This window comes from Bacillus sp. C1 (assembly GCF_054570475.1).
Genome location: NZ_JBTMZT010000011.1, coordinates 61,385 through 83,240 on the forward strand (window position 1 = coordinate 61,385; position 21,856 = coordinate 83,240).

The 21,856-nt window shown below is 35.6% G+C and carries 22 protein-coding genes and 2 pseudogenes; 20 read left to right on the forward strand and 4 right to left on the reverse strand.

The features are described 5' to 3' along the window. The first annotated feature begins 1 nt into the window (after position 1). The 10 genes from ACX5JI_RS21640 (at position 2) to ACX5JI_RS21685 (ending at position 14,832) form a co-directional block, all read left to right on the forward strand. The gene (locus tag ACX5JI_RS21640) at positions 2-829 is read left to right on the forward strand and encodes a phage tail domain-containing protein (protein ID WP_459503083.1); all 828 of its coding nucleotides are present in this window, start codon (positions 2-4) and stop codon (positions 827-829) included. A gap of 15 nt (positions 830-844) precedes the next feature. Continuing rightward, entirely contained in the window at positions 845-2,791 is a 1,947-nt protein-coding gene (locus ACX5JI_RS21645) for a pectate lyase family protein (RefSeq protein WP_459503084.1), read from the forward strand. A 1-nt stretch (position 2,792) separates the two neighbouring features. Next, a complete protein-coding gene (locus ACX5JI_RS21650) occupies positions 2,793-6,506 on the forward strand; it encodes a phage tail protein (RefSeq protein WP_459503085.1) in 3,714 nt (1,237 codons plus the stop codon). Between the two features lie 37 nt (positions 6,507-6,543). Then, a complete protein-coding gene (locus tag ACX5JI_RS21655) occupies positions 6,544-8,403 on the forward strand; it encodes a BppU family phage baseplate upper protein (protein ID WP_459503086.1) in 1,860 nt (619 codons plus the stop codon). A gap of 14 nt (positions 8,404-8,417) precedes the next feature. Continuing rightward, complete coding sequence (locus ACX5JI_RS21660) at positions 8,418-9,971, forward strand: hypothetical protein (RefSeq protein WP_459503087.1); 1,554 nt, start codon at positions 8,418-8,420, stop codon at positions 9,969-9,971. Between the two features lie 115 nt (positions 9,972-10,086). Beyond that, positions 10,087-11,046 carry a tyrosine-type recombinase/integrase gene (locus ACX5JI_RS21665; protein WP_459503088.1) on the forward strand — a complete coding sequence of 320 codons (960 nt, stop codon included), beginning with the start codon at positions 10,087-10,089 and terminating at the stop codon, positions 11,044-11,046. 49 nt (positions 11,047-11,095) lie between these two features. After that, on the forward strand, positions 11,096-11,377 hold the full coding sequence (locus ACX5JI_RS21670; protein ID WP_459503089.1) for a hypothetical protein: 282 nt from the start codon (positions 11,096-11,098) through the stop codon (positions 11,375-11,377). Between the two features lie 2 nt (positions 11,378-11,379). Next, positions 11,380-11,586 (forward strand): hypothetical protein, encoded by a 207-nt coding sequence (locus ACX5JI_RS21675; RefSeq protein ID WP_459503090.1) that lies wholly within the window; start codon positions 11,380-11,382, stop codon positions 11,584-11,586. Further along, positions 11,586-12,650 (forward strand): N-acetylmuramoyl-L-alanine amidase, encoded by a 1,065-nt coding sequence (locus ACX5JI_RS21680; protein WP_459503091.1) that lies wholly within the window; start codon positions 11,586-11,588, stop codon positions 12,648-12,650. Before ACX5JI_RS21675 ends, ACX5JI_RS21680 begins: the two co-directional genes overlap by 1 nt. A 91-nt stretch (positions 12,651-12,741) precedes the next feature. Beyond that, the gene (locus ACX5JI_RS21685) at positions 12,742-14,832 is read left to right on the forward strand and encodes a right-handed parallel beta-helix repeat-containing protein (protein WP_459503092.1); all 2,091 of its coding nucleotides are present in this window, start codon (positions 12,742-12,744) and stop codon (positions 14,830-14,832) included. 45 nt (positions 14,833-14,877) lie between these two features. Here the strand turns inward: ACX5JI_RS21685 and ACX5JI_RS21690 are convergent, their stop codons facing one another. After that, positions 14,878-15,453 carry a hypothetical protein gene (locus tag ACX5JI_RS21690; RefSeq protein WP_459503093.1) on the reverse strand — a complete coding sequence of 192 codons (576 nt, stop codon included), beginning with the start codon at positions 15,451-15,453 and terminating at the stop codon, positions 14,878-14,880. 37 nt (positions 15,454-15,490) lie between these two features. Further along, positions 15,491-15,694 carry a helix-turn-helix transcriptional regulator gene (locus tag ACX5JI_RS21695; protein ID WP_459503094.1) on the reverse strand — a complete coding sequence of 68 codons (204 nt, stop codon included), beginning with the start codon at positions 15,692-15,694 and terminating at the stop codon, positions 15,491-15,493. A 197-nt stretch (positions 15,695-15,891) separates the two neighbouring features. Between ACX5JI_RS21695 and ACX5JI_RS21700 the strand changes: the two genes are divergently transcribed. The 5 genes from ACX5JI_RS21700 to ACX5JI_RS21720 all read left to right on the forward strand — a co-directional run bounded on the left by ACX5JI_RS21700 (position 15,892) and on the right by ACX5JI_RS21720 (position 18,486). Next, positions 15,892-16,194, forward strand: coding sequence for a hypothetical protein (locus ACX5JI_RS21700; RefSeq protein WP_459503095.1), 303 nt, complete (start codon positions 15,892-15,894; stop codon positions 16,192-16,194). Positions 16,195-16,196: 2 nt separating this feature from the next. Beyond that, the gene (locus ACX5JI_RS21705; protein WP_459503096.1) at positions 16,197-16,379 is read left to right on the forward strand and encodes a hypothetical protein; all 183 of its coding nucleotides are present in this window, start codon (positions 16,197-16,199) and stop codon (positions 16,377-16,379) included. 117 nt (positions 16,380-16,496) lie between these two features. Further along, positions 16,497-17,678, forward strand: coding sequence for an FtsK/SpoIIIE domain-containing protein (locus tag ACX5JI_RS21710; RefSeq protein WP_459503097.1), 1,182 nt, complete (start codon positions 16,497-16,499; stop codon positions 17,676-17,678). Beyond that, positions 17,620-18,237, forward strand: a complete 618-nt coding sequence (locus tag ACX5JI_RS21715) for a replication-relaxation family protein (protein WP_459503098.1) — start codon at positions 17,620-17,622, stop codon at positions 18,235-18,237. Before ACX5JI_RS21710 ends, ACX5JI_RS21715 begins: the two co-directional genes overlap by 59 nt. A 15-nt stretch (positions 18,238-18,252) precedes the next feature. Next, positions 18,253-18,486, forward strand: coding sequence for a hypothetical protein (locus ACX5JI_RS21720; protein WP_459503099.1), 234 nt, complete (start codon positions 18,253-18,255; stop codon positions 18,484-18,486). A gap of 168 nt (positions 18,487-18,654) precedes the next feature. Here ACX5JI_RS21720 and ACX5JI_RS21725 read toward each other — a convergent pair. Next, positions 18,655-18,798, reverse strand: a pseudogene (locus tag ACX5JI_RS21725) (thioredoxin family protein); the annotation flags it as partial. Positions 18,799-18,831: 33 nt separating this feature from the next. Further along, positions 18,832-19,491 (reverse strand): annotated as a pseudogene (locus tag ACX5JI_RS21730) (site-specific integrase). A 128-nt stretch (positions 19,492-19,619) separates the two neighbouring features. Between ACX5JI_RS21730 and ACX5JI_RS21735 the strand changes: the two are divergent. From ACX5JI_RS21735 to ACX5JI_RS21755, 5 genes are all read left to right on the forward strand, one after another. Then, positions 19,620-19,850 carry a hypothetical protein gene (locus ACX5JI_RS21735; protein WP_459503100.1) on the forward strand — a complete coding sequence of 77 codons (231 nt, stop codon included), beginning with the start codon at positions 19,620-19,622 and terminating at the stop codon, positions 19,848-19,850. A gap of 395 nt (positions 19,851-20,245) precedes the next feature. Next, positions 20,246-20,416 carry a DUF3797 domain-containing protein gene (locus ACX5JI_RS21740; protein WP_459503101.1) on the forward strand — a complete coding sequence of 57 codons (171 nt, stop codon included), beginning with the start codon at positions 20,246-20,248 and terminating at the stop codon, positions 20,414-20,416. Next, the gene (locus tag ACX5JI_RS21745; RefSeq protein ID WP_459503102.1) at positions 20,413-20,715 is read left to right on the forward strand and encodes a hypothetical protein; all 303 of its coding nucleotides are present in this window, start codon (positions 20,413-20,415) and stop codon (positions 20,713-20,715) included. The genes ACX5JI_RS21740 and ACX5JI_RS21745 overlap by 4 nt, the downstream gene beginning before the upstream one ends. Positions 20,716-21,077: 362 nt before the next feature. Continuing rightward, on the forward strand, positions 21,078-21,446 hold the full coding sequence (locus tag ACX5JI_RS21750; protein ID WP_459503103.1) for a hypothetical protein: 369 nt from the start codon (positions 21,078-21,080) through the stop codon (positions 21,444-21,446). 118 nt (positions 21,447-21,564) lie between these two features. Then, the gene (locus tag ACX5JI_RS21755; protein ID WP_459503105.1) at positions 21,565-21,849 is read left to right on the forward strand and encodes a hypothetical protein; all 285 of its coding nucleotides are present in this window, start codon (positions 21,565-21,567) and stop codon (positions 21,847-21,849) included. Positions 21,850-21,856 lie beyond the last annotated feature (7 nt).

The following is a 21,856-nucleotide window of genomic DNA, read 5'->3' on the forward strand; positions in this document are numbered from 1 at the left end:
TGTGGTAGATACAATTCTTCTGTTTAAAAATGGTAAAACTTGCTCCCTTAAAAAAGACTATAATGTCGATACGTTACAATTAGCGGTTGATCCTCCCAAAAAAGAAGTACAGAAAACAAAGATAAATGGTAAATTTGGTATTCATTATTATAACAAGAGTTATACCGAACGCGGATGTCAACTTAGAGTCCTTGTCGATACCATAGATATTGAGGGAGTATATGAAAAAAGGAATGAGTTGTATGCTTTATTTGGGAGATTAGAAGACTTTTATATTATTTATACTGGAGAACCAGGTATACGAAGACGGGTTGAGTATCAAGATATGTCAATTCGTCGTGATCCTGGTTTTTTAACGTATGAAATTATCATTGAGTTTTCAATACCTGACGGCTTTGGTGAAAGTCTCTTTACATCACTTGATGCAAAAAAATGGGATTCTAATAAATTTGCATGGGGAATGGGAATGGAATGGGACGATGATTATGATTATACATTCAAAGATAAAAGGTTTAATTTTAAGAACATCGGTACAATGGAAATCAATCCAGCGCAGCATTCTATAACATGGCGGATTAAATGTGATCCGCGTTATGTAAAGATCACCAACTTTACTACTAATGACTCATTAACAATTTACAATCCGGGCGCAGTGTCACAGGGGATTATCGTTATTAAGGGTCTTCATATAGAAGATGAATATGGCAGAAACTTAGTTCGGCATGCAGATGCTGGTGAAATACATTTAGTTTCTGGTATAAATCAAATCAAAATTGAATCCTCCTCATTCCATTGGTGTGAGATTAATACAAGATTTTATTATTTATAGAAAGGAGTAATCAACTTGAGTTTATCACGACAATATTACATTGATAGCAGTATATCGGCTGACGAACGAAAAGAATTGAATTTAGAAATAAACAATATATATTCAGAGCTTGTGAACAACAATAAATTTATTGTTATGGTTCAGCAAGCTCTTTTAAATTTAACGGAAAAAGAATCCATTGATATTACTAAATTACAAGAGTTAATAAAAAATGGTGATACGAATGTTTTAAATGTAGTAGAAAAAATGATTTCAGATTTCCTTGCAGCAGCACCATCTAACTTTGATGAAGTAACCGCATCGCGATTAGGAGAAAAAACGTTACGCGACTTTAACCAAAAGATGAAAACGAAGCTGGATAATACAGATAAGTTTCAACAGATTAAATTAACAGATGATGCAGGCCTTGCTTTATCAATTGCGGATGTCAGTGAGTTGACAGGAAAATCAGGATTTTTCAAATATGCAGCAGGTGCAAAGGGAGTGCCGCAGGGTAGCAATGATGGAGTAGGTTTTTTTGTTGCTAATAATAAAACAGATGTGGCAGCTCTCGCTATAGATAAAACCATAAAGCGTTTACTGTTACGTTTAGGAACAGAATGGAGAGAATTAGAGTTTACGGGTGCCTATGATGATATTAAGCAAGAAGTCTTAGGGGTGAAAGGCATTCACGGCTCATTAGAAAAAGCGATTCGTTCTATGATTCCATATAACAGCGTGGACTATTATGGAAATGATAATGCAGCTTTCCAAAAGGCGCTAGATGAATCATCCGGAAAGACATTAGATATTCCAGCAGGAACATACACAATCGGAGATTTGAATATACCGAGTAATATCAACATTCGAGCTGATCCGAATGCCCTTTTTATTTTAAAAAGCGGTAGTACAACATTTTTCGCTAATAAAGATACAGTGAATATTGGTGGATATGATAAAACACAGGGTATTACTTTCAAAGGTGGCGTGTTTGATCTTAAAAAGATGAAAGATGCAAAAGTATTTGTATTGTCGCATTGCCAAGATATAAAGGTTGATACAAAAGTTATCAATGGTGGCGAATCTCAATCGTATATCGCTTTAAATGCTGTGAAAGATACAGAAATCAATATAGAAGCGGTAGATTGTAGCGCTACGACATCAATTGCAACAGTAGTAGGTATTTATGTATTCACTGATAAAAATACGCTCACAAATCAAAATGCGAAGCCTTACGATTTAACAGCTTGTGACAATGTGAATGTAAACCTGAAATTAAAAAACGTGAAGAAGGGTTTAGCTGAAATTGCGCCAGTTGATAAAGTCATCCACACCAATATTACGTATAATGTACGGGCTGAAAACGTATTAGAAGAACTTGGTTTGTTTAATAATATGTCCTATTTCAAAACTGAAAAAGTCATCGGAAATGATATTGGTCACGGACTTATTTTTCAAATTCTCAATGATACTTGTGAGGATTTTACCATTGAAGGTGTAAATATTCGGAAAGGGAAAAATAAGGAGTCTTCTCGTGGAGTCTGGTTTAAATCAAAAGACGGAACGAATTCACCATATTACAAAGACCTTCGTATCGTTAATCCTGTAATACGTGGTTTCAATAAAGGAATTACAACTGACTTCGGAACAGGTGCGGAGATATTATACCCTGCTGTTTCAGAATGCTGGGAAGATGGAATTTGGTGTTATTTCACACTTGATTGGTCTTTACATGGCGGAATGCTTAAATATAACAATAAAAACGGTTGGGAATCCAGGGCAGACCTACACATTGGCGAGTTAGCTTACAGCACAGATAAAAAAACATTTAGGGCAGTAGTAAATGGTGTACAAGCTAGGACTGTACGAGTAGAAAATATACAGGACACTACTATTGATAATGTAATTGTTAAAGGTGGCGCATTCTCTCAAGTGGGGTCTAATCATAATAATAAAGTCAATTATTTAGAAGTGGGATGGTAATATGCGAGTAGAAAGACCCAAAATTGAACAATTATCCACAGGTGATCAGTTTCATCTTATCGATACAGAAAAATTCGAAGTAATAGAGGGAAAGAATGAACCATCCTCTATTCGTTTTGTCGCCCCAGATACAGAAATGAATAAGCGTGTCTATTCGTATGTGGAAGATAGAAACCTACTTAGTTTTGAAGGTCAATACTATATTATTTTAGTGAATAAACAAAATGAGTTAGGTTTCAAAGATTGCGATGCAATTCAAGTTGGCGCTGAATTATCCTTACAAACACAAGAGCAAAAGATTACAGGTTATTTATCTATCGATGAAGGACTTGCTCACACATTCAAAGGTAGTAATTTTAAATATATCAATCGTTGTTCCAAACACAACCAATTACATTTCGAGAATTTCGGTGGAGAAAGCCGAATGAAAATGATTCGGAAATTATTAGACCGTTTTGATATTGAATGTATATTCGATAACATGACGGTTATTTTTGCGGATAGAATCGGAAAAACGACTGATAAATTATATAAGTTTGGTTATAATGTCAACGCGATTGAAAAAACAACAGACGATAGTAATTGCGCATTCTCTGTTCTGTTATTAGGGCATACTCCAACTGAAGAAGAAGACGGTGGTCCACAATTTCAATATTATTATGAGTCACCATTAAAATATAAAATGCCAGAATTAATCAGATATAGACAAGCGGAAAACATTGAGGATGACAAAATTAAAAATAAAGAAACAGCGTTGAAACGGTGTCAGGAGGTTGTGAATGATATCCCTATCATTTCAATTACTGTGGATCACAAGGAAGCAAATTTCGATGATACGAATGAACCCAAAGTCGGAGATAGAGCCATACTCCAACATCATAAATACAATATGGACTTTGATGTACGAGTAGTTCAGCGGAGAAGATATCCATTCGAACAAACGCCAAATGTTTATGAGTTCAGTAACAAACGTGATGAGCTTGTAGACCGTACAAATGAACAAAAGAAGTGGACTTCTGATATTCTCTCAGTGGTAAAAGATCTGAATGAAAAGTTATTAGAGCAATCTAACAATTATACAGATCGTATCAATGCTGGAACAGATAAAAAAGCAGAAGAAGCAAAAAAAGAAAGTGAAGCAGCGAAGAAGCTTGCTGAATTAGTCAAAGAAAATCAAAAAAACTACCAAACGCAAATTATTGAGAGTGATATAGCGCCTACAGATAATTTAGAACCTGGTAAATCGCTATGGCTGGATATATCTAAAGGTAAACCAGGCATTTTGAAAAAGTGGGACGGTAAAACATGGGAGCCTATCATCGCGGATGTAGAAGAAGCGAAAACAGAACTTAATAAAAAGGTAGAAGATGTCCAAAAAGAAGTTAACGGAAAATATAACGAAGTAAAAGAAACTGTGGACCTTGTTAATCGAACGATGAAAGATGTACAAAACGAACAAGGTAATATCAGTAAAAAAGTAGCTACTGTAGAACAAACAACGGATGGATTTAATCGTTCTATCGAATCGTTAAAAAAAGACAATGAAACTATTACTAACAAAATAACCACAGTAGAAGAAACTGTGGATGGCATAAAAGAAAATATAACAAAAGTTGAAAGTAATCAAAATTCATTTAATGAACGTATCACAACTGTAGAAAAAAGCGCAGATGGAATTTCCCAAAATGTTAGTAAAATCCAAGAAACACAAACAGCACAAGGGAAAGAAATTACAGATGCTAAGTCAACCATTCAACAGCATTCAGATGCACTAAATTTAGCTGTGAAAATAAAAGATGTTGAAGATTATGTTAGTGGAGTTGGGTTGAATAATGAACTTTTAAATACTCGTTTCAATCAAGGTATGAAGTATTGGGGGCTGGATAGTAAGTTCCCAGCTACTATTGATAAAAATGAAACTCATTGGGGAGATCCTTCTCTCACACTCACTGTTAGTGGTCTAGTCGATAATGGGTTTCATAGTACGACATCTACAAAAGTTCCTGTAACCCCTAATGAAGATGTTGTTGTATCAGCATATTTTAAAACCAAGAATATTAATGAGCATGTAAATAAAAACCTGAGAATCGCTATTATTTTTTATAAATCTGACGGATCACAACTATCGAGTAGTAATTTTCTTAACTTTTCACTAGAGAACGATACATGGACTAGACAATCCTACACAACGAAAGCTCCAGCCGATGCAGCTAAAGTTGGTTTAAGAGCATACGTTTTGCGGAACGGCACTTTTTGGATGGCGCATCCGATGCTACAAAAAGCATCTAAGACAAGTGCTTATGTTGAAAACCCAAGTGATATCCTTGACAAGGATAAAATTCTGCAAGATATAGCTGATAAAGTAGCGACTGCTGACTATAATCAAAAGGTAACAGAGTTAGGTCGCCAAATCAAAGCGAATGCAGAAGGTATTGAAATACGTGCGTTAAAAGAAGAAACATATACAAAAAAAGAAGCAGATGGATCATTTGCTAAAGATGCATATGTAAAACAGATGGAAGGACGAATACAGGTTACCGAAACTGATATTCTAAACACTGTAAAAAAAGGAACAGTTATTTCCGAAATAAATCAAACAGCTGAATCAGTTAAAATCAAAGCAGGAAAAATTGAATTGGATGGTGATACAGTAGCAAGTTCCTTAAAAGCAAAACAATTGAGTGGGGTTACGATAAAAACAGCCGACTCTAATCGTTTTGTAGAACTTAACAAACAGTATATGACGTTGTATGACAAATCGGTCCCTCGTTCGTTTTGGGGATTTTTCAACTCAGAAAACAGCAGCGAAGTTCGACCGGTATTTGTACTAGGTAGCGACTCTTTTAAAGGAACTGATATGACAGGAAGTATGGTGTTTTCTAATACAGTGACTCCTGGTTCTCTTAAAACCTCTGTAGGTAGTATCAACATGGTTAAAAATTCGAATTTAGAAACAAACACATATTCCACAAGTATTGGAGTATATTTTTTTAGAGAAAATGGACAGTTACAAACTCGATCTGAAGGTGATCACTGGTTTGGAAGTGATACTGGACAATTTTTCTTTCATAAAAATGGCGCTGATAACACAAATGTTATGTCGCTGGTTCGAAAGGATACAGATGCCGAATTAAAGTTATCTCGTTTCATAATTCGTGGGTCGTATAATCCAGATTGGATGGATTCATTGCAGTTTTGGACTCGTGATGGAAGTTGGGCGGATTTAAAGGCGGCTAGGTTCCTTAATACATCGCAAAGGAGTTTGAAAACTTATATTAAAGACTTAACATTCTCAGCTCTAGAGAAAGTCATGTCAGCTAATGTCCAAGAATACTATTTCAAATCAGATGTCGCTGATTTGTATCAAACAAGAGTGGATGACCCAGATAATTTACACACCATAAAAGAAATAAGGAAAAATGTTGGTTTAATCGCAGATGATGCTGATGAAATTTTCACAGGTGAAAAGCATGAAACGGTTGATACTTATAGCATGGTATCTGTAACAATGGCAGGATTGAAGGAACATGTTTTAGAACAAAGAGAAGTAAACAATCGTTTGTTTGAAGAAAATAAGCAACTTAAGGAAGAAGTAACAACATTAAAAGATAGATATACGGAGTTAAAAGAATTGGTTCAAAGTTTAATAGATAAAAGTAACCAAACAGAACCACCAACAACTGAAGAACCAACTGGGCCTATGGAGCAGCAATAGCTGGTCTTTTTTATTTTATAAAAAGGAGTGGATTTCAATGAATGAGCCATTTGAAATTGTTGTTGATACTCAAAAAGAAAATCGTATTTATGATATTGAGTTTGCTCAAAATAGTTTAAACACTTCGGATTTTATTATAAAAATAGAGACGAACTCAAAAAAATTCCCATTACAAGACACAGATAAAATCATTGCGACGTTTAAGAAACCTGATCAGACTACCGTTATGCAGAACAAAGAAATAAAAATAATAGATAAAGAGAATGGTAAAATAAGTATCTCTCTGACCACACAGACTCTTGCAAAAGTAGGAACAGTCCATGCTGATATCACAATCGAGCGAGAAGTAGCAGGTGTGAAAAAACGGAAAATTACCTATCCTTTCTCTTTCAAAGTAAGAGAATCATATTTAGCTGATGATAACATTGAGTCTAAAAATGAATTCCAGCTCTTTGAGAAGATTATAGAAGCGAGTAAAAACCTAGAGAAAGTGGATTTAAATGCTATGGCGGAAGTGCTTCCTAATCAAAAGGATTATGTGGAATTGCTCCGCAATCATAATATATCACCTAAAGTGTATACACGCATCTTAGCAGATCGTACGCTAGATATACTTGTACCGATTCGAGGGAATAAGGTTGCTCATTACACTTTGCGAAAAGACGTAAAGGATGATTATGTAAAACTTGAGGATTGCGCTGTTTCTAATCTATCTGTCGTATCTCAGAAAACGAATGCAATCAATTATAAATCAGATACAGGTGCGATACAAAAAGCTAATTCACCGAACTATTATGCAAGCGTTGTGGGTGACACGTTCACTTTTATATTCGATGGAACAGGATTTGACTTTCAACATTTCGCTGATAATCGTGGCGGTTTATGGGAATTTAAAGTGGATGGTACAGTAGTAAAAACAATAAGTACACATATCGCCGCGGTTCCTACTAACGAGTTAAAGGTTAACTACGGAATCCGTCCTGTAGTGCGTGGTTTAACAAAAGGAACACATACAGTCGTGGCAACTTTCAAAGGTGACGACCCTGCAAACGCACCAGCTGGCGGTGCTAACACTTCTCGTGGATGGATAAAGAATGACACGGGTTATGCACAAGCGGCAGAAGCACATAAGACCGCCTTAACTTATGATGATTTATTAAATCCCGTTAAAGAGATAGACTTGTTAGTCCCATTCAGTAACAAAGAATTTGCATTTCGAATTAAGCCAAATGGATCGGCTGTAAACGCTGAATGGATTCCAGAGCATAGTGCAGCAACAGTGTTCAAAACAAATCAAAAGATTTATGTGGATGATAAAGAAATAACTTCTTGGACAGCCGATACAACGGTAAAAGAAGCGCAAATCGTAAGAGCGGTTCAAAGTATGAAAGGATTTCATCCTGGCGATCTTACGAATGCACTATGCGAAATCTATTCCGTTCATACAATTACAACGCAAGGTGCTACTTTTGATATAAAAGTTAAATGGCTGAAAGACACTTTCATAGAAGATGGCTATATCGCCATGCTTCCAGGAAGTCGTCCTTTTGTGGATAAACTGCTGGATGCGAATGGTAAATCCCTTGATACAATAGCTACTGATAATAGCTTTAATGACATTGTAAATGGGGAGAAAATTACAAGTTACGCGATGTTAAATACTACCGGAACAGATTATGTCGCAGCTATGAAAATAAATAATATCAATACAAGTTTACGCAAAGGACAAGCAGGATTGCGCGATCCACTTGTTTGGTTACAGCATAGGGATGCGACATTGCAAAAGTTATATCCACAAGTATATAAGAATTGTGTAGTAAAAGCAGGAGAGACCCATCAATTCAGCGCTACGTATTATGTGGGAGAACTACCACTCGCAGCGCAGATACTATTATAAAAAAGGAGGAAACTATGAGCTACGAACATGATATAGGTGTCAATGTGAAAAGCTTTGGTGCAAAAGCAGATTGTGAGACAGATGATACACAATGTTTGTTAGATGCTGCAAGGTATGTGCTAGACACGCCATATATAGGAGTTAAAAATAAACTCATATTTCCGAGTGGTATATATATAGTAACAGACAAATTTTTAAGTGATTTAAATAACTTAGCTGGAATCCGGAGAGGGATAACTTTTGAAGGAGTCAATCCATATTCTACAATTCTGTTATTAAAAACAGACAGTAAACCTAGTTGGTTCTACAATAATGGAGAGAATAATCATCGCTTAGAAAGGATATTGTTTCGTGACATTGGTTTTTGTACAGATGATAGCAAACTAGGAAATGGCTTTAAAATATGGAGCAATGGCGGAGAAAAACAATTTCAATTTGAGAATTGTGCATTTGGATATTCAGTAGCATCTTCGATCGGGATGAATACATCCATGAATCAACTCTTTCAATTCGATGGACTTGCAAACGCCGATTTGATGAAGTTTGAAACATGTAACCTAAACTCTGATGGAGATGTATTTACTTTTAATAATCGCCAATCTGTAGCTATAGAAACAGTCGCTACAGACGTTGTAACAAAAGGGAATGTCATAAGAGTTTTGTCTGGTGGTGGCGGCTCTTTCCACGCCTTCGGTGGATCACATGAAATGTTTGAATCAGAAGGTGAAACAGAGGACAAGTACATCGTAAAAATTGAAAAAGATGCTGTCCTCGGTCAGGGGAATTGCGATTTCACTTTTACAAATGTTAGATACGAGCTACACGGACAACACAGGAAACTAGTAAATACAGATCCATTTGATACAAACATGTGTCAAATAGTGTGGGATAACTGTAACTTTGGAACTGTGGATGGAACACCACGGGATGTAGTGGAAATAAACACTCGAAAAACAGTCATATTCCGCAGTTGTATCCTGCATGATAATTTCCAATATTCCTTGAAAGGAGGAAGCGATCAACAATTGCCTGCTCAAAGTGCATTAATCCAGTTCGATAACTGTGATGTAGGAAGTGCGCTATCTGTTCCACTTTATGACCGCATAAAAATGGATGGTCACGGATGTAGAGCAATGGTGAAAGATTGTAGATCAAGAGGTTCAAAATCAATAGGCGAATTTCGCACGATGGATTTTGATTTAGGGTGGAAAAATGCCAGTCCGCGTGATCCGTCAGTTTCTTTAAAAATGGTTAATTTTAAACCAATATGGAGACCGTTCCCTTGTAATGGTTCAAACGAATTTACTCTAGAGCTTCCAGTAGGTACTTATGTTAAACGGCTCTATCTAAGAAAAGAAGCAAAGAGCACATCCACAAGATCTTATCAATTGTGCATTGGTAGCGATGATAAATCTATCGTATTCGGTAAAACCGAAGGATACATGAGGGATGTACATGAATTGGAAATCAATAATTTTATAGTGAATGAATCAAGAATTCGTGTATGGGCAGAAGGAACAGGGGATGAATCCCATACCGCTGGTCTTGCAATGATTGAATACTATTAAAACAATAAAGAGACGTATATGACGTGTCTTTTTTATTTTGTTCTAAAATACGGCTTTTAAAAGGAAGGGAGATGATACTTATCACTCTTCTTTTTATTTTAAGGAGGCATTTATCATGGCAAAAATTGTAGATCCAAAGGTTTATGATCAACACGTAAGTCAAGAAAACAAGAACCTCGTTAAAGATTTTCTCATTGAAAAGAAAGCAGAAGGAAGAGCCGAAAGTACAATTAGACAGTATAAATGGGATTTGAGAATTATTTTATATGTTATTTATCAACATTTTGATAATAAACATCTAGTTGATTTAACAAGAAAAGATATTCGGAATTTATCTATCTTTTTTCAAGATACTGGAGTATCGCACGCTCGAGTAAACGGGCTAATGAGCGCCTTGAGATCCTCATTAGAATATTGCGCCAGTGATGATGATTACAGCTATGAATTTAATGTTGGTTCTAGAGTGAAAGGGTTGCCCAAAAGACCTGTTAGGCAAATCACCTTTATTCCGGAGTCACAAATTAATTGGATGATTGACGAACTAATGAGTCAAGAAAAGTATATGTTAGCAATGTATCTATCACTTTCATATTTTAGTGCAGCAAGAAAAAATGAAGTGTACCAGGTACTTAAGAGTAATTTAGATCAAAGATATTTTACTAATATCGTTCAAGGGAAACGCGGCAAACAATTCCGTTTATATTTTAACGACCGTGTACAAGAATGTATTCGTTTGTATTTGCAACAAAGAGGGAGAGATACTATCCCGCAACTGTTTGTTAAATTATATAAAAATGGGCACAGACAGCTGATTAATAAGAGCACATTTAATTATTGGTGTAAGATTTTTGCACGCATGTTAAGTGAAAAAGAAGGTAAAGAGATTCATATCAATCCACACTGTTTCCGGCATAGCCGATTAGATAATTTAAAAGTTCAAGGAATACCATTGGAAATGCTAAAGTCTTTGGCGAACCACGCAGATATCTCTACAACAGAATCATATCTGAAAGACCGAAACGAAGAAGATATTGCGAAGATTTTCAACATGGATCCAAAATTATTTATAGCGTAGTGAAGAGAAGTCAAATGGCTTCTCTTTTTATTTTGAAAGGAGTGAATTTATGACAATTGAAATTGGAGTACTCATCGCAATACTTTCCTTAGTAATAGGGTATCTATCCTATTCACTAAATAAATCGAAAGCAATAAAATCTGATGGCCAACAAAGCGCTGAAGTAAAAGCTGAATTAGGTTATATCCGGAAAGGAGTTGATGACATTAGGATTGACTTAAAGGCGAGTGAAAAGCAAATGGTCGCACTTGGAGAACGAGTTACAAGGGTCGAAGAGAGTACTAAACAAGCGCATAAGCGACTTGATACTTTGGAAAAGGAGACAAATTAACTATGAATTTCAAAAAAGAAAATATTTTAAAGCGATGCCGCAACTGGAAAACATGGGTTGCGGTTTTTTCATTGGTTGGATTTTTATTTGCGAAAATTGGCATGCCAGAAGCTAAGAGTTTTCTTGAAGAATTATTACCTTATGTTTTTGTAGTAGGTGTCTCACTTGGTATTTGGACTAGTCACGAAGAAAAAGGAGAAGATGCTTAATGAAAAAATCATTCAAACTAGTTTCCTCTGTATTTATGACTCTATTGCTCTTGTTTAGCTTTACGACAGGAGCTTTTGCTAATAGAACGCTTATTATCGATGGTTTACCAAAACAACCATATCGTAATGGTGTAGGCGCATATGAAGGTGTTGTGGCGCATAGCACAGCAACGCCAGAAGCTCCAGCTATTAATATTCAAAAGTATGAAACTCGTACATGGCGTAATGCTTTCGTTCATTATGCGGTCGATTGGAATGAGACGATTCAAATCGCTGATACGAAGTACATCGCTTATGGCGGTGGACCAAGTGCAAATAAACGATTTGTACACGTAGAGCTTTGTGAAACAGCGGATTACGATAAATTCAAACGTTCATATGATAAATATGTGAAGTTATTGGCTAAAATTTTACGTGATCGCGGATTATCCGTAGAAAAAGGATTATGGACTCACTATGATGTAACAAAATACCTTGGCGGTACAGACCATGAAGATCCGCTTGATTACTTAAAATCTCATGGTGTATCAGAATCACAATTCCGTGCTGATGTACAACGTGCATACAATAATTCTAGTGTAGATGTTTCTATTCCAGAAAAGCCATCTAAGCCAGAAAAACCAACAGCAGTAACAGATGGAGTAGCATACATTACTGGTTACAACGTGAACTTACGTAAAGGACCAGATGCAAGTTACTCTGTAATTCGTCAACTTAACAAACCAGAATCCTATAAAGTATGGGGCGAAAAAGACGGATGGCTAAACCTTGGTGGAAATCAATGGGTCTATAACAATCCATCTTACATTCGATATGAAGGGGAAACGACAACTGCTTCAAATTCTGTAGTAGGAAAACGCGTTGTGTCCAAAGTGGACAACCTACGTTTCTATGATTCTCAATCTTGGCAGGACAAAGATGTTGCTGGTACTTTAGATGCAGGATTAGGATTCACAATTGATGCAAAAGTAACTGTAAATGGATCACAACAATACAAAGTACACAACAGCAAAGGTAAAACATATTATGTAACTGCAAACGAAGCCTATGTATATGTGAAGTAGGGAGCCAAACGTAAAAGAGTATCTTCTTATCCGGAGATGCTCTTTTAATTTTCACAAAAATAAATCTAAAAATTAAAAAAGAGGTGTAGAGATGAATTATTTAATTGATTTAGAAAAATGGGGCATTAAAAAAGGATTACCTAACAAGCCATATGTAGACGCAGATTATATACAAGCTGATAAGAATATCCAGGGAATAAACAATGCTTTACAGTATGCGTACGAGAATGGATACACGACAGTAGTCCTACCTCGTGGGGATTATGCTTTATGTTATCCTAGAGAGATACTGATGAGAGAGGGAGTTGATTTGAATTTAAACAGATCTAAGTTGAAAGTAATATTCGACTCAAATAAAAAGAGTCCTTTAGATACTCGCACAGGTACAGACTATTATAACTTTGTAGGTATTACGTTCGTTTTCGAAAAGGTAGAGAACGCAACTATTAGAAATGGCGAAATAGTGGGTTGTCGAGAAGACAGGAGCTTTTTTGATGTGAAAGAGGTGGCTGTAGAACATTCCTATGGAGTGGTATTCCGAAAAGGCGCTAGGTTTAACATTCTCGAGCACTGCAAGGTTCGTGACTATATGGGAGATAATATTTCTTTTCTCTCCACGGCATACACGAACTATGTAGAGTTTGACGAAGGGAACACTATTGAGTCCTTAGATTACAAAACAGGACAACCAATAGCGGTAACTACTCCTAAGACAACTATTACAAAAATGCTACCTATTCAGTTCGATGCTCAAAAGCAAATTGACTCCATGTATATAGCAGGTTCAGGCTACACGAGGCTCACTGGACTAGTCAATAAGTTCTTCGATATTTTCTTCTATGATAAGGATAACAAGTTTATAGGTGTACACAAGAGACGAAGAATCTATAGTAACATTTCAATTCCTAAAGGAGCCAATAAATATAGGTTACAATTTTTAGACGAAACAATAGTGAGACAACATAGTATTACAGTCTGGTTTGGACATATTCCTTCTCATAATGTTATTCAAAAATGTGATATCACCAATGGCCATAGAGGGGGAATAACATTTGGAGGGAGCCATAATATTATTGAGAATAATGTTATCCATGGGAACGGTAAAGGTTTAGCTTATTTCCTAGATGGGAAACCACTATTCAATGATCCAACTCGTTACGCTATCAACATGGAAGATTCTTATGGATCGAAGTGTGTAATCAGAAACAATGATATCTATGATAGTTTCCATGGTATATTGGTAGGTTGCTACGATGTAGATATCTATAATAATCACATTCACGATACTGACTTCACGGCAGTTAACTTATATGCAATGTCAACAGCTAAAATTAGAGATAATTATTTCTACAATAATCTAAATAATTTAAGTCTAATGGATCCTCAACTTTATAGCCCATATGTCCTAGTTGAAGGTAACACCTTCGTAGGCGGTAAATTTAACCTCAATCAATCTAGCCCTTACCGAGTAGAAATCAGGCATAACCATTTTGAGAATATGGGTTCTATATTCTTACCAGAAGGATTCACTATGTCAGATTGCCATATCACATACACCGAGACAGTAAGCGGTGCATGGTTGCTAATTAATAAACTAAAAAATTGTACTTTCAAGGCACATTCTACATCAGCTCAGCGAGAGTTAATTATTAAGACTTTTCAAGTAGATAATTGCTCATTTGAAAACTTTAAGGTGAGATTTGAGCCACAAAACAACAAAGTCCTATCTGAGTTTATTATTGTTGATTCTGATTTTGTTAACTGTGAAGTGCGGAATCACATCTTTAACGGTTGCCCTCTTAATGCAAAAATAAAAAACAGCAAGCTGACTGACACCGTTATTCAAGTTGGCATTACCAATGTAGAAAACCAGACACCATACACAATATTAGAAGATTGTACTGTATCTGTTGAAAAGAAAAATAACTTATTCTCATCTGAAACAAACAGACAATATACAACTTTCAAGGCAGTAAATTGTAAAGTTACAATAAACAACCCAACATTTAACACAGTATTAGCTTCTGGATCCGTTAACAGTGCAAACGAATTAGTGTTAGAAAATAGCGAGTTCATTTATACTGGTTCAACACCACTTAATTTAAAAGCGTACACAAATAAAAAACATATTCGTAACTTTGTTGATTCAGATAATATTTTTATAAATATCAATTTACAATAAACGAAAGCCGGCTCTTATGAGTCGGCTTTCGTTATTTATATTCAATTATAAATCTTTAGGAGAATCAACCATTACTGTAATGCTAGTAGGACTTCCAAAAATAGATATCCTTACACCATCAACCTTTATCTCATCTTTTTCTTGATTAGATTCTTTCCCTTCAATCATTTTATCTAGTTTATCAGACCAAGTTATACCTGTAGCTTTTACCATTGCTTTAATAGTATTAACATCAGGTGCACCATTAAACATAAGACCATCGATTGTTTTTCCGTCTCTTCTCAAATTTACACTAATCCATTTCGCGTCTTCTGTGCCGTAATTTTCTTGTTTTGTGTAATAAAATCTATGTGTTTTTGTGCTTTCCTCGAATTCTAGGTTAAAAGGTAGTACCTGAATTCCTTGTCCAGTTAACTCGTCTTTAATTTTGTTGTAGTTTTGCAAATATTGATCAGTTGTCATATCTTTGAAGGCAACTTTTTGTTTTGGTTTCTCTTCTTCTTTTTTATATGTAGGTTCTGATTTTTGTGATTCGGTTGTAGTTTGTTCATTAGAACCACAAGATGTTAACCCAACCAGTAATGTTCCGCAGGTTAATGCTGTTAATATTTTTTTCTTCATAAAGCATTCCTCCTATTTTTGATTTAGACGATGTGTATCATACATCTTCTTCTATCCAAATATCCTCAATATGCATATCAAGTGTTTTCGCAATCTTATAAGCAGTAAGGAAAGTAGGCAAGGTTGTGTTATTAACAAGTGAACTCATTGTAGTTTGACTAATTCCAATGAGTTTAGCCAATTCCTTTTGACGGATTTCTCTTTCAGCAAAAATAACACGAAGTTTACATTTAAAATGCATAACATCCCCTCCTTCATTATATATAATTCGCATAAAAAAATGTGTCCTCCTTTAATTTAATCAATAGATATTTTGAAAAGTTTAAATGGACAGGCAATATCTATGTTTCTAGGTCATATACCTATATCAAGACCACGGGGAATACCAAGTGGAATTAGGGACATCAAGATTACTGCAGAAAATAGGAGGGATGAGTAATGCGTTGGCAGTATGCATGTTTGAATGAAACACCTTACCTTTATTCTTCTAAACACCTCAAACAAATGTATAACCAATCAAGATCCAGAGGAGAAGTAGAATCCATTTTTAATCACATGCAAAGACATGAGGTATGCAATGAAAAAGAGTATAGAGGATATTTCAGTTTATCTCAGGTTATTGAAGAAGATTTATATGGGGAAGAAGAGGATATTTTAGATTGGCAAGATCTAATGGAACGGTATGAAGTTGTTGCTACGAAATCAGGAATTAAATTCCGTGAGAAGGATGAGGAGGAATAAGTATGACAATTGCAGGAGAAACGGTAATTATCTGGATGGCAACAGGGTTGTCTGTAATTGGAATGAAGGTTGCTGAGAAAATGGGTAAGAGTATTCCACATTGGCTTCCAAATGTAACCTTGTATACGACACTTACAGGCTCGTTTTTATACCTTCTACGTTATATTCTCGTTTTGTTTCTATGAAGGAATATGATGTGGAAATTCATCATTCTGCATGACAGAAGGTTTTTGGCTCGTATGCACGTATTCTTTGAAACAGGGATATATACCCTCTATAAGAGGGATATAGGGAGTGATTTTATGTTAGAGCTGTTATTTGTCCCAGCGGCGGCATTAATTTTTGCCGTGTTCGGTGATAAGTTCAAGAGTAAAGAAGATGACCGAAAGAAGATACAAGTATTTTTTGAAGTAAGTGGAATTGCTATTAGGAGAGATGAAAAATTACATTATCCAATCTTTATTGAACGACAAGAAGATGATCGTAGTACGACTTATGTGTACCGGTTACCTGTAGGGATGCCGTCAAAAATAATTCAAAAAGTGGAGGATGTCGTAAGTGAAGGATTAGGAAAGCCGGTACGGATTCAATACGATAATTACAAATTGAAAATTCGTGTTTTTCGTAAGGAAATACCGAAGAAATGGCATTGGTCTGCTGATTTAATTGTACCTGAAAAGTGGAGAGTTCCTATGGGGCAGAGTCAAGAGGAATTGATTTATCATGATTTTGACAAGACACCTCATATGACGCTTGGAGGCCTTACAAGAATGGGGAAAACAGTTTTTTTAAAAAACGTGTTTACATCTCTTACGTTGGCAAAACCTGATCACGTAAGCTTTTATATTATCGATTTAAAAGGTGGATTAGAATTTGGACCTTACAATAATTTAAAGCAGATTAATAAAGTGGCAGAAACTCCATTTGATGCATTTGACGTACTAAACAGTATTTTGGAAAAGATGGAAGAAAAAATGAGATACATGAAAGAAAAACATTACACAAATGTCGTGGAAACTAACATAAAAGATCGGTGCTTTATCATTGTAGATGAAGGTGCAGAACTATGTCCGGATAAGAGTATGAGTAAAGGAGAGCAAAAATTACTAAGCTCTTGTCAGCAAATGCTTTCTCATATTGCACGTATAGGAGGTGCCTTAGGATTTAGGCTCATATTTTGTACGCAGTATCCTACTGGGGATACACTACCGCGACAAGTGAAACAAAATAGTGATGCGAAATTAGGATTTAGGTTACCAACTGCAGTTGCTTCACAAGTCGTTATCGATGAACCAGGGCTAGAATCTATACAAAGTATTCCGGGACGTGCGATTTTTAAAACAGATAGGCTTACTGAAATTCAAGTACCTTACATTAGTAACGAAATGATGTGGGACCATTTAAAACAATATGAGGTGGAGAAAAATGAGGATGCAAACTCATATACAGATCAACCGTCATATGGCGATACTTGCGACGATTAGAAAATTGCAGTTTGCAACACGTCGTCATTTAATGTGTGTACATGATATGGGCGGTATACGGAATGCAAATCGCATCATGAAAGATTTATCCCCTTATACAAGTAAGGTGATTCATAATAAAGAGTATGTTTACTATTTAAATCAATTAGGACATAAGTTATTTGGGGAAGGGAAAGTGGTTCATCATGGTAAGGTAGCGCATGCGATTTTGCGAAATGAAGCTTGGTTACATTTGTATTGTCCGGAAGAGTGGCAAGTAGAAACAGAAATTAGATATATAAAAGATAATAAAAAGAAGAAAATTATTCCAGATGTGAAGTTTCGTGATGATGATAGAATACTCCATGCTGTAGAAATAGATCGTACTCAAAAGATGATAGTAAATGATGAAAAATTAAAATGTTATGAAGAGTTTACGAAAATTTATAAACAAAAATATAACGGAAAAGTACCAGTGATCCATTTCTTCACGATCACAAAATACAGAGAGAAGAGATTGGAGCAGTTAGCAGCTAAGTATGATGTATTTATGAAAGTGTATCTTTTTCAAGAATTTTAGGGGAGGCGTTGTACAATGACAAATGAAGGGAAAGTAATGGAACTGATTTTCAGTTTACAAAAAATATTAGAGAAGCATGAAATTACACATTTGGATTTAGCATTCATGGTGAGTTCTTTTTGTGAGGAGTTTACAAATGAGGAAACAGATGTCGAACCCGAAACATTTGAGAAATACACTAGGCTACAAACAGATGTAGATAATTATATATGGAATGTGCTTACTACTCTAGCTGATGCAGGTATTTGATAAACAAAAGGTGCTAACAAGTTTGCAAACAGGATTGCAAACGAAAACGCAAACTAAACGAATACTTCTTAATAACGGTAAGAGGTAAATGGTCGCTGATATGTCCTCTAAACCTTTATATTACAACGTTTATTAACGATGTATACTCATGCATAAAACTTACTACTTCACCCGTACGCAATCTGGGCACCATGTTGTGAAGAATTTTACTACTACTGGTTCCTCGCTTGCGATAATGTCTTTAAATTCCTTGCCAGACTTGATTTCTTTCATGTTTTTTGCTCCTTTTACAGTTGTTTTATTTAGGGTAATTTGAATGGATTTTTTGCTTAGAAATGAAAACTTCTAATGAACGTTTTTCTTTCCGAATAATTCGTTTGCAAATTGATCCACCGCAGTTTCTTGAAGTCCTGGTACAACATGCGAGTAGGTGTCCAATGTGATGCCTACTCTTTTATATCCTAATCGCTCACTCACAATTTTAGGATGAATACCTTGTTCCAGCATCAATGTTGCGTGAGTATGTCTTAGATTATGGAAGCGAATAGCAGGAACTCCACTTTTCTTTATAAGCTTTTTTTAGAGATGTGTCAAACTTGTGAGATTGTAAGGGTTACCGTTAAAGGTAGGGCAGACCAAATCATATTCGTTATATGCGCTACTGTATCGTTCCTTTTCTACGTGTATTCGCTCATGTTGTTCTCCCAATGCCTGAAGTGTAACTTCAGGAAGTACAATTAAACGTTTTCCTGTCGCTGTCTTGGGCTCGTGAAATTCTTTTGTGATATGAGAAAGAGAACGGTTGATAGATAACGTTCTTCTTTCAAAATCGATGTCTTTCCATTGAAGACCCAATATTTCTCCCTTATGCATACCACAAGTGATTGCAAGTAGATATGCAATGTAATATCTACTTTCTTTTGTATGATCCAAAAAGCGAAGAACTTCTTCCTCAGTCCATGTATTTACTGTTTTAGCGTCAGCATAAGCTGTGGGTGAACTAATTACATCGGATTAGTCATTATAGTTGTTTTCGGAGGAACGGCAGTCACAGGGCATATCATCGAACGACTTATCAACGAGAATGAACGGCTTGAAGTAGAAAATGAGAAATTACGAAAGGGGAAAGTGATATGAAATCAATTCAATTGGACGATGTGCCGGAAGTTTTGCAAAAGGCGATTCAAAAGCATCTCAATTCAGGATTTGAAATATTACAACTTACGACAAAAGAAACACCTTCAGAAAAAATAGCTTTTGAATCAATTGTTACACAACAACATGAAAAATTTATAAACCTTTACTGCTACCTCATTAAAGAAAAAACAGGGGAAAATAGAAGTTACAATTCTACTTTTCCCTAAAAATAAATAGCTTTGATTAAGGTTGAGTTATATTCGTTGTAACGCAACTTGCCTGGAATCTGTCATTGAATACAAGAGTACCATGACCAGTAAATGGTACTCTAATAATTAGATTATGACTATTAAAATCGAATTCCGTTTCTAGAGTACATTCTCCGCAAGTAACGGAAGAAGATATAAGTGTACCAGTGGAAATATTATAAATAAGAGTTAAACAAAGTGGCTGAGTTAATCCTGTTATAGTACAAGTCATTATATTTACACCTCCTATCCTTCTTACTATTAATAGGAAATGCAAATGGGACAACCTTTGGCACGGTAGAAGCGGATAGATTGTGGTGCAAAGATAAAAATTTTGAATAAGATAGTTATTTGAGTAGAAAAGGAGAATAAGAGTGAACATTGTAAGCACACTTAAATTAACTAGAAAGTATGCAGAATGTCCTGATTGTGGTAATGACAAGCTTGGAAACGGTGAAGGTACTTTAGAAATAAATGACGATACATTTAAGCGAACGTGTGAATGCGGATGGGAAATTGAAGTGAAAGAGAGGGATAAGAAGTGATGAAAGTGTTCAAGGTAAGTGAAGGAGAATGGGTTTGCGCTGAAACAGAAGAACAGGCAAAAGCATACTACAAGGAACAAACAGGATTCAGTGTTGAAGAGATTAACGAATATTATGAGGGAGAAGTTAATTTACAAGAAAAGATGCACGTAGATATTGATGACTTACCAGAAGAAGAAAAGAATAATCTCCAATGCGGAATACCATATGGAAATACGATTTTTGTTCTAAAGTCCTTTGAATGGGTAATTAAGCATGAGGAAATAACGGAACCTTGTTTTATTGCAGCAACGGAATAATGAAACAAAATCCTTATTTAATATCAAATAAAAAAGAGCGCCGATATAAGCGCTCTCTTAGAAAAGTAGATTTTAAGGAATGGTCGGAATCCCATACAATAACATATGCTTGTCTCGTTTAAATGTGCCTAGAATTTTATTAGACTTCGGTGGGAAGATTGATTAGAGCCTTTGCTGATATAGTTCATATTATTAGAAGAGCCTATCCGGCCTTTGTAACCACTAATATTGCATCACTATAAACAAAGTCTCCAGCTACAACACTAAAGAAATATCGAATGACATCCCCTGAATTTAAAGAAAGTTGATTTGTTCTCGACAGTGTAATTACTTCAGAGCCAGAACCTGATGTGGTTAGAAAATTGACACCTATTCCTGTTGAAATTCCATTTATAGTGAGGAAAATGTCAGTTCCTATTGCCATCCCTGGTGGGTTAACCAACGACTGTAGTCGTATAGAAAAAGTTACATTATATACACCTGAGCTACTAATAGTAATAGAGTCATCTGTGATATCTGGTGTAACTCTACTAGATAGCCCGGCAGATATAAAATTAACATTTGTACCTGCAATAGCATCAATAGAAGCAATTTGTTTAGATCTTGGTATAAAAGAGGCGAGTGTACGGAATGAGGATGGAACATTCGGTGTACCAATATTAGTAAAACCTATGAAAGAAGAAGGTTTGTATGCGGACAGTGATATTCCTGAAGATATAAATAAGGAGTGAGGATAAATAAGTAAGGGGTTACACAATTACGAATGCCGCAACTGTAAGTATGCATTTAGTTCAAGTGTGTGTGGATGTTATAGTGCCATGTCTTAAATGTAAACATAGTGGTCTGTGCATGAAACCTCAATCAAATGGAGTTTACATAGAAAAGGTAGAACATAAAGATGTGTTAGAAGTATTATCTAAGTTCTCAACAAAGGAACTAATTGAAGCATTGAAGTTAAAGGAAGATGTACAATTTGTTACTACAAGTGATGATGATCATGGATTAAGTATGGACTTACTCAAAGTAAAGAAGCATGTATTAGTAATGAATAATTGTAAGCCTCATTTAGTCGAACATCGAAGGGGAATCATGGAAGCTGAAATGATTCGGTTTTCTGGTGGTTGTAATGATTGATGAACGA

What these genes read in the sequence shown, in the direction of transcription:
- ACX5JI_RS21735 (WP_459503100.1), top strand. Translation starts at nt 19,620, where the DNA reads ATGAAATCAATTCAATTGGACGATGTGCCGGAAGTTTTGCAAAAGGCG.
- ACX5JI_RS21720 (WP_459503099.1), top strand. Translation starts at nt 18,253, where the DNA reads ATGACAAATGAAGGGAAAGTAATGGAACTGATTTTCAGTTTACAAAAA.
- ACX5JI_RS21655 (WP_459503086.1), top strand. Translation starts at nt 6,544, where the DNA reads ATGAATGAGCCATTTGAAATTGTTGTTGATACTCAAAAAGAAAATCGT.
- ACX5JI_RS21700 (WP_459503095.1), top strand. Translation starts at nt 15,892, where the DNA reads ATGCGTTGGCAGTATGCATGTTTGAATGAAACACCTTACCTTTATTCT.
- ACX5JI_RS21650 (WP_459503085.1), top strand. Translation starts at nt 2,793, where the DNA reads ATGCGAGTAGAAAGACCCAAAATTGAACAATTATCCACAGGTGATCAG.
- ACX5JI_RS21690 (WP_459503093.1), bottom strand. Translation starts at nt 15,453, where the DNA reads ATGAAGAAAAAAATATTAACAGCATTAACCTGCGGAACATTACTGGTT.
- ACX5JI_RS21710 (WP_459503097.1), top strand. Translation starts at nt 16,497, where the DNA reads ATGTTAGAGCTGTTATTTGTCCCAGCGGCGGCATTAATTTTTGCCGTG.
- ACX5JI_RS21660 (WP_459503087.1), top strand. Translation starts at nt 8,418, where the DNA reads ATGAGCTACGAACATGATATAGGTGTCAATGTGAAAAGCTTTGGTGCA.
- ACX5JI_RS21665 (WP_459503088.1), top strand. Translation starts at nt 10,087, where the DNA reads ATGGCAAAAATTGTAGATCCAAAGGTTTATGATCAACACGTAAGTCAA.
- ACX5JI_RS21705 (WP_459503096.1), top strand. Translation starts at nt 16,197, where the DNA reads ATGACAATTGCAGGAGAAACGGTAATTATCTGGATGGCAACAGGGTTG.
- ACX5JI_RS21675 (WP_459503090.1), top strand. Translation starts at nt 11,380, where the DNA reads ATGAATTTCAAAAAAGAAAATATTTTAAAGCGATGCCGCAACTGGAAA.
- ACX5JI_RS21685 (WP_459503092.1), top strand. Translation starts at nt 12,742, where the DNA reads ATGAATTATTTAATTGATTTAGAAAAATGGGGCATTAAAAAAGGATTA.
- ACX5JI_RS21680 (WP_459503091.1), top strand. Translation starts at nt 11,586, where the DNA reads ATGAAAAAATCATTCAAACTAGTTTCCTCTGTATTTATGACTCTATTG.
- ACX5JI_RS21670 (WP_459503089.1), top strand. Translation starts at nt 11,096, where the DNA reads ATGACAATTGAAATTGGAGTACTCATCGCAATACTTTCCTTAGTAATA.
- ACX5JI_RS21755 (WP_459503105.1), top strand. Translation starts at nt 21,565, where the DNA reads ATGAAACCTCAATCAAATGGAGTTTACATAGAAAAGGTAGAACATAAA.
- ACX5JI_RS21695 (WP_459503094.1), bottom strand. Translation starts at nt 15,694, where the DNA reads ATGCATTTTAAATGTAAACTTCGTGTTATTTTTGCTGAAAGAGAAATC.
- ACX5JI_RS21715 (WP_459503098.1), top strand. Translation starts at nt 17,620, where the DNA reads ATGAGGATGCAAACTCATATACAGATCAACCGTCATATGGCGATACTT.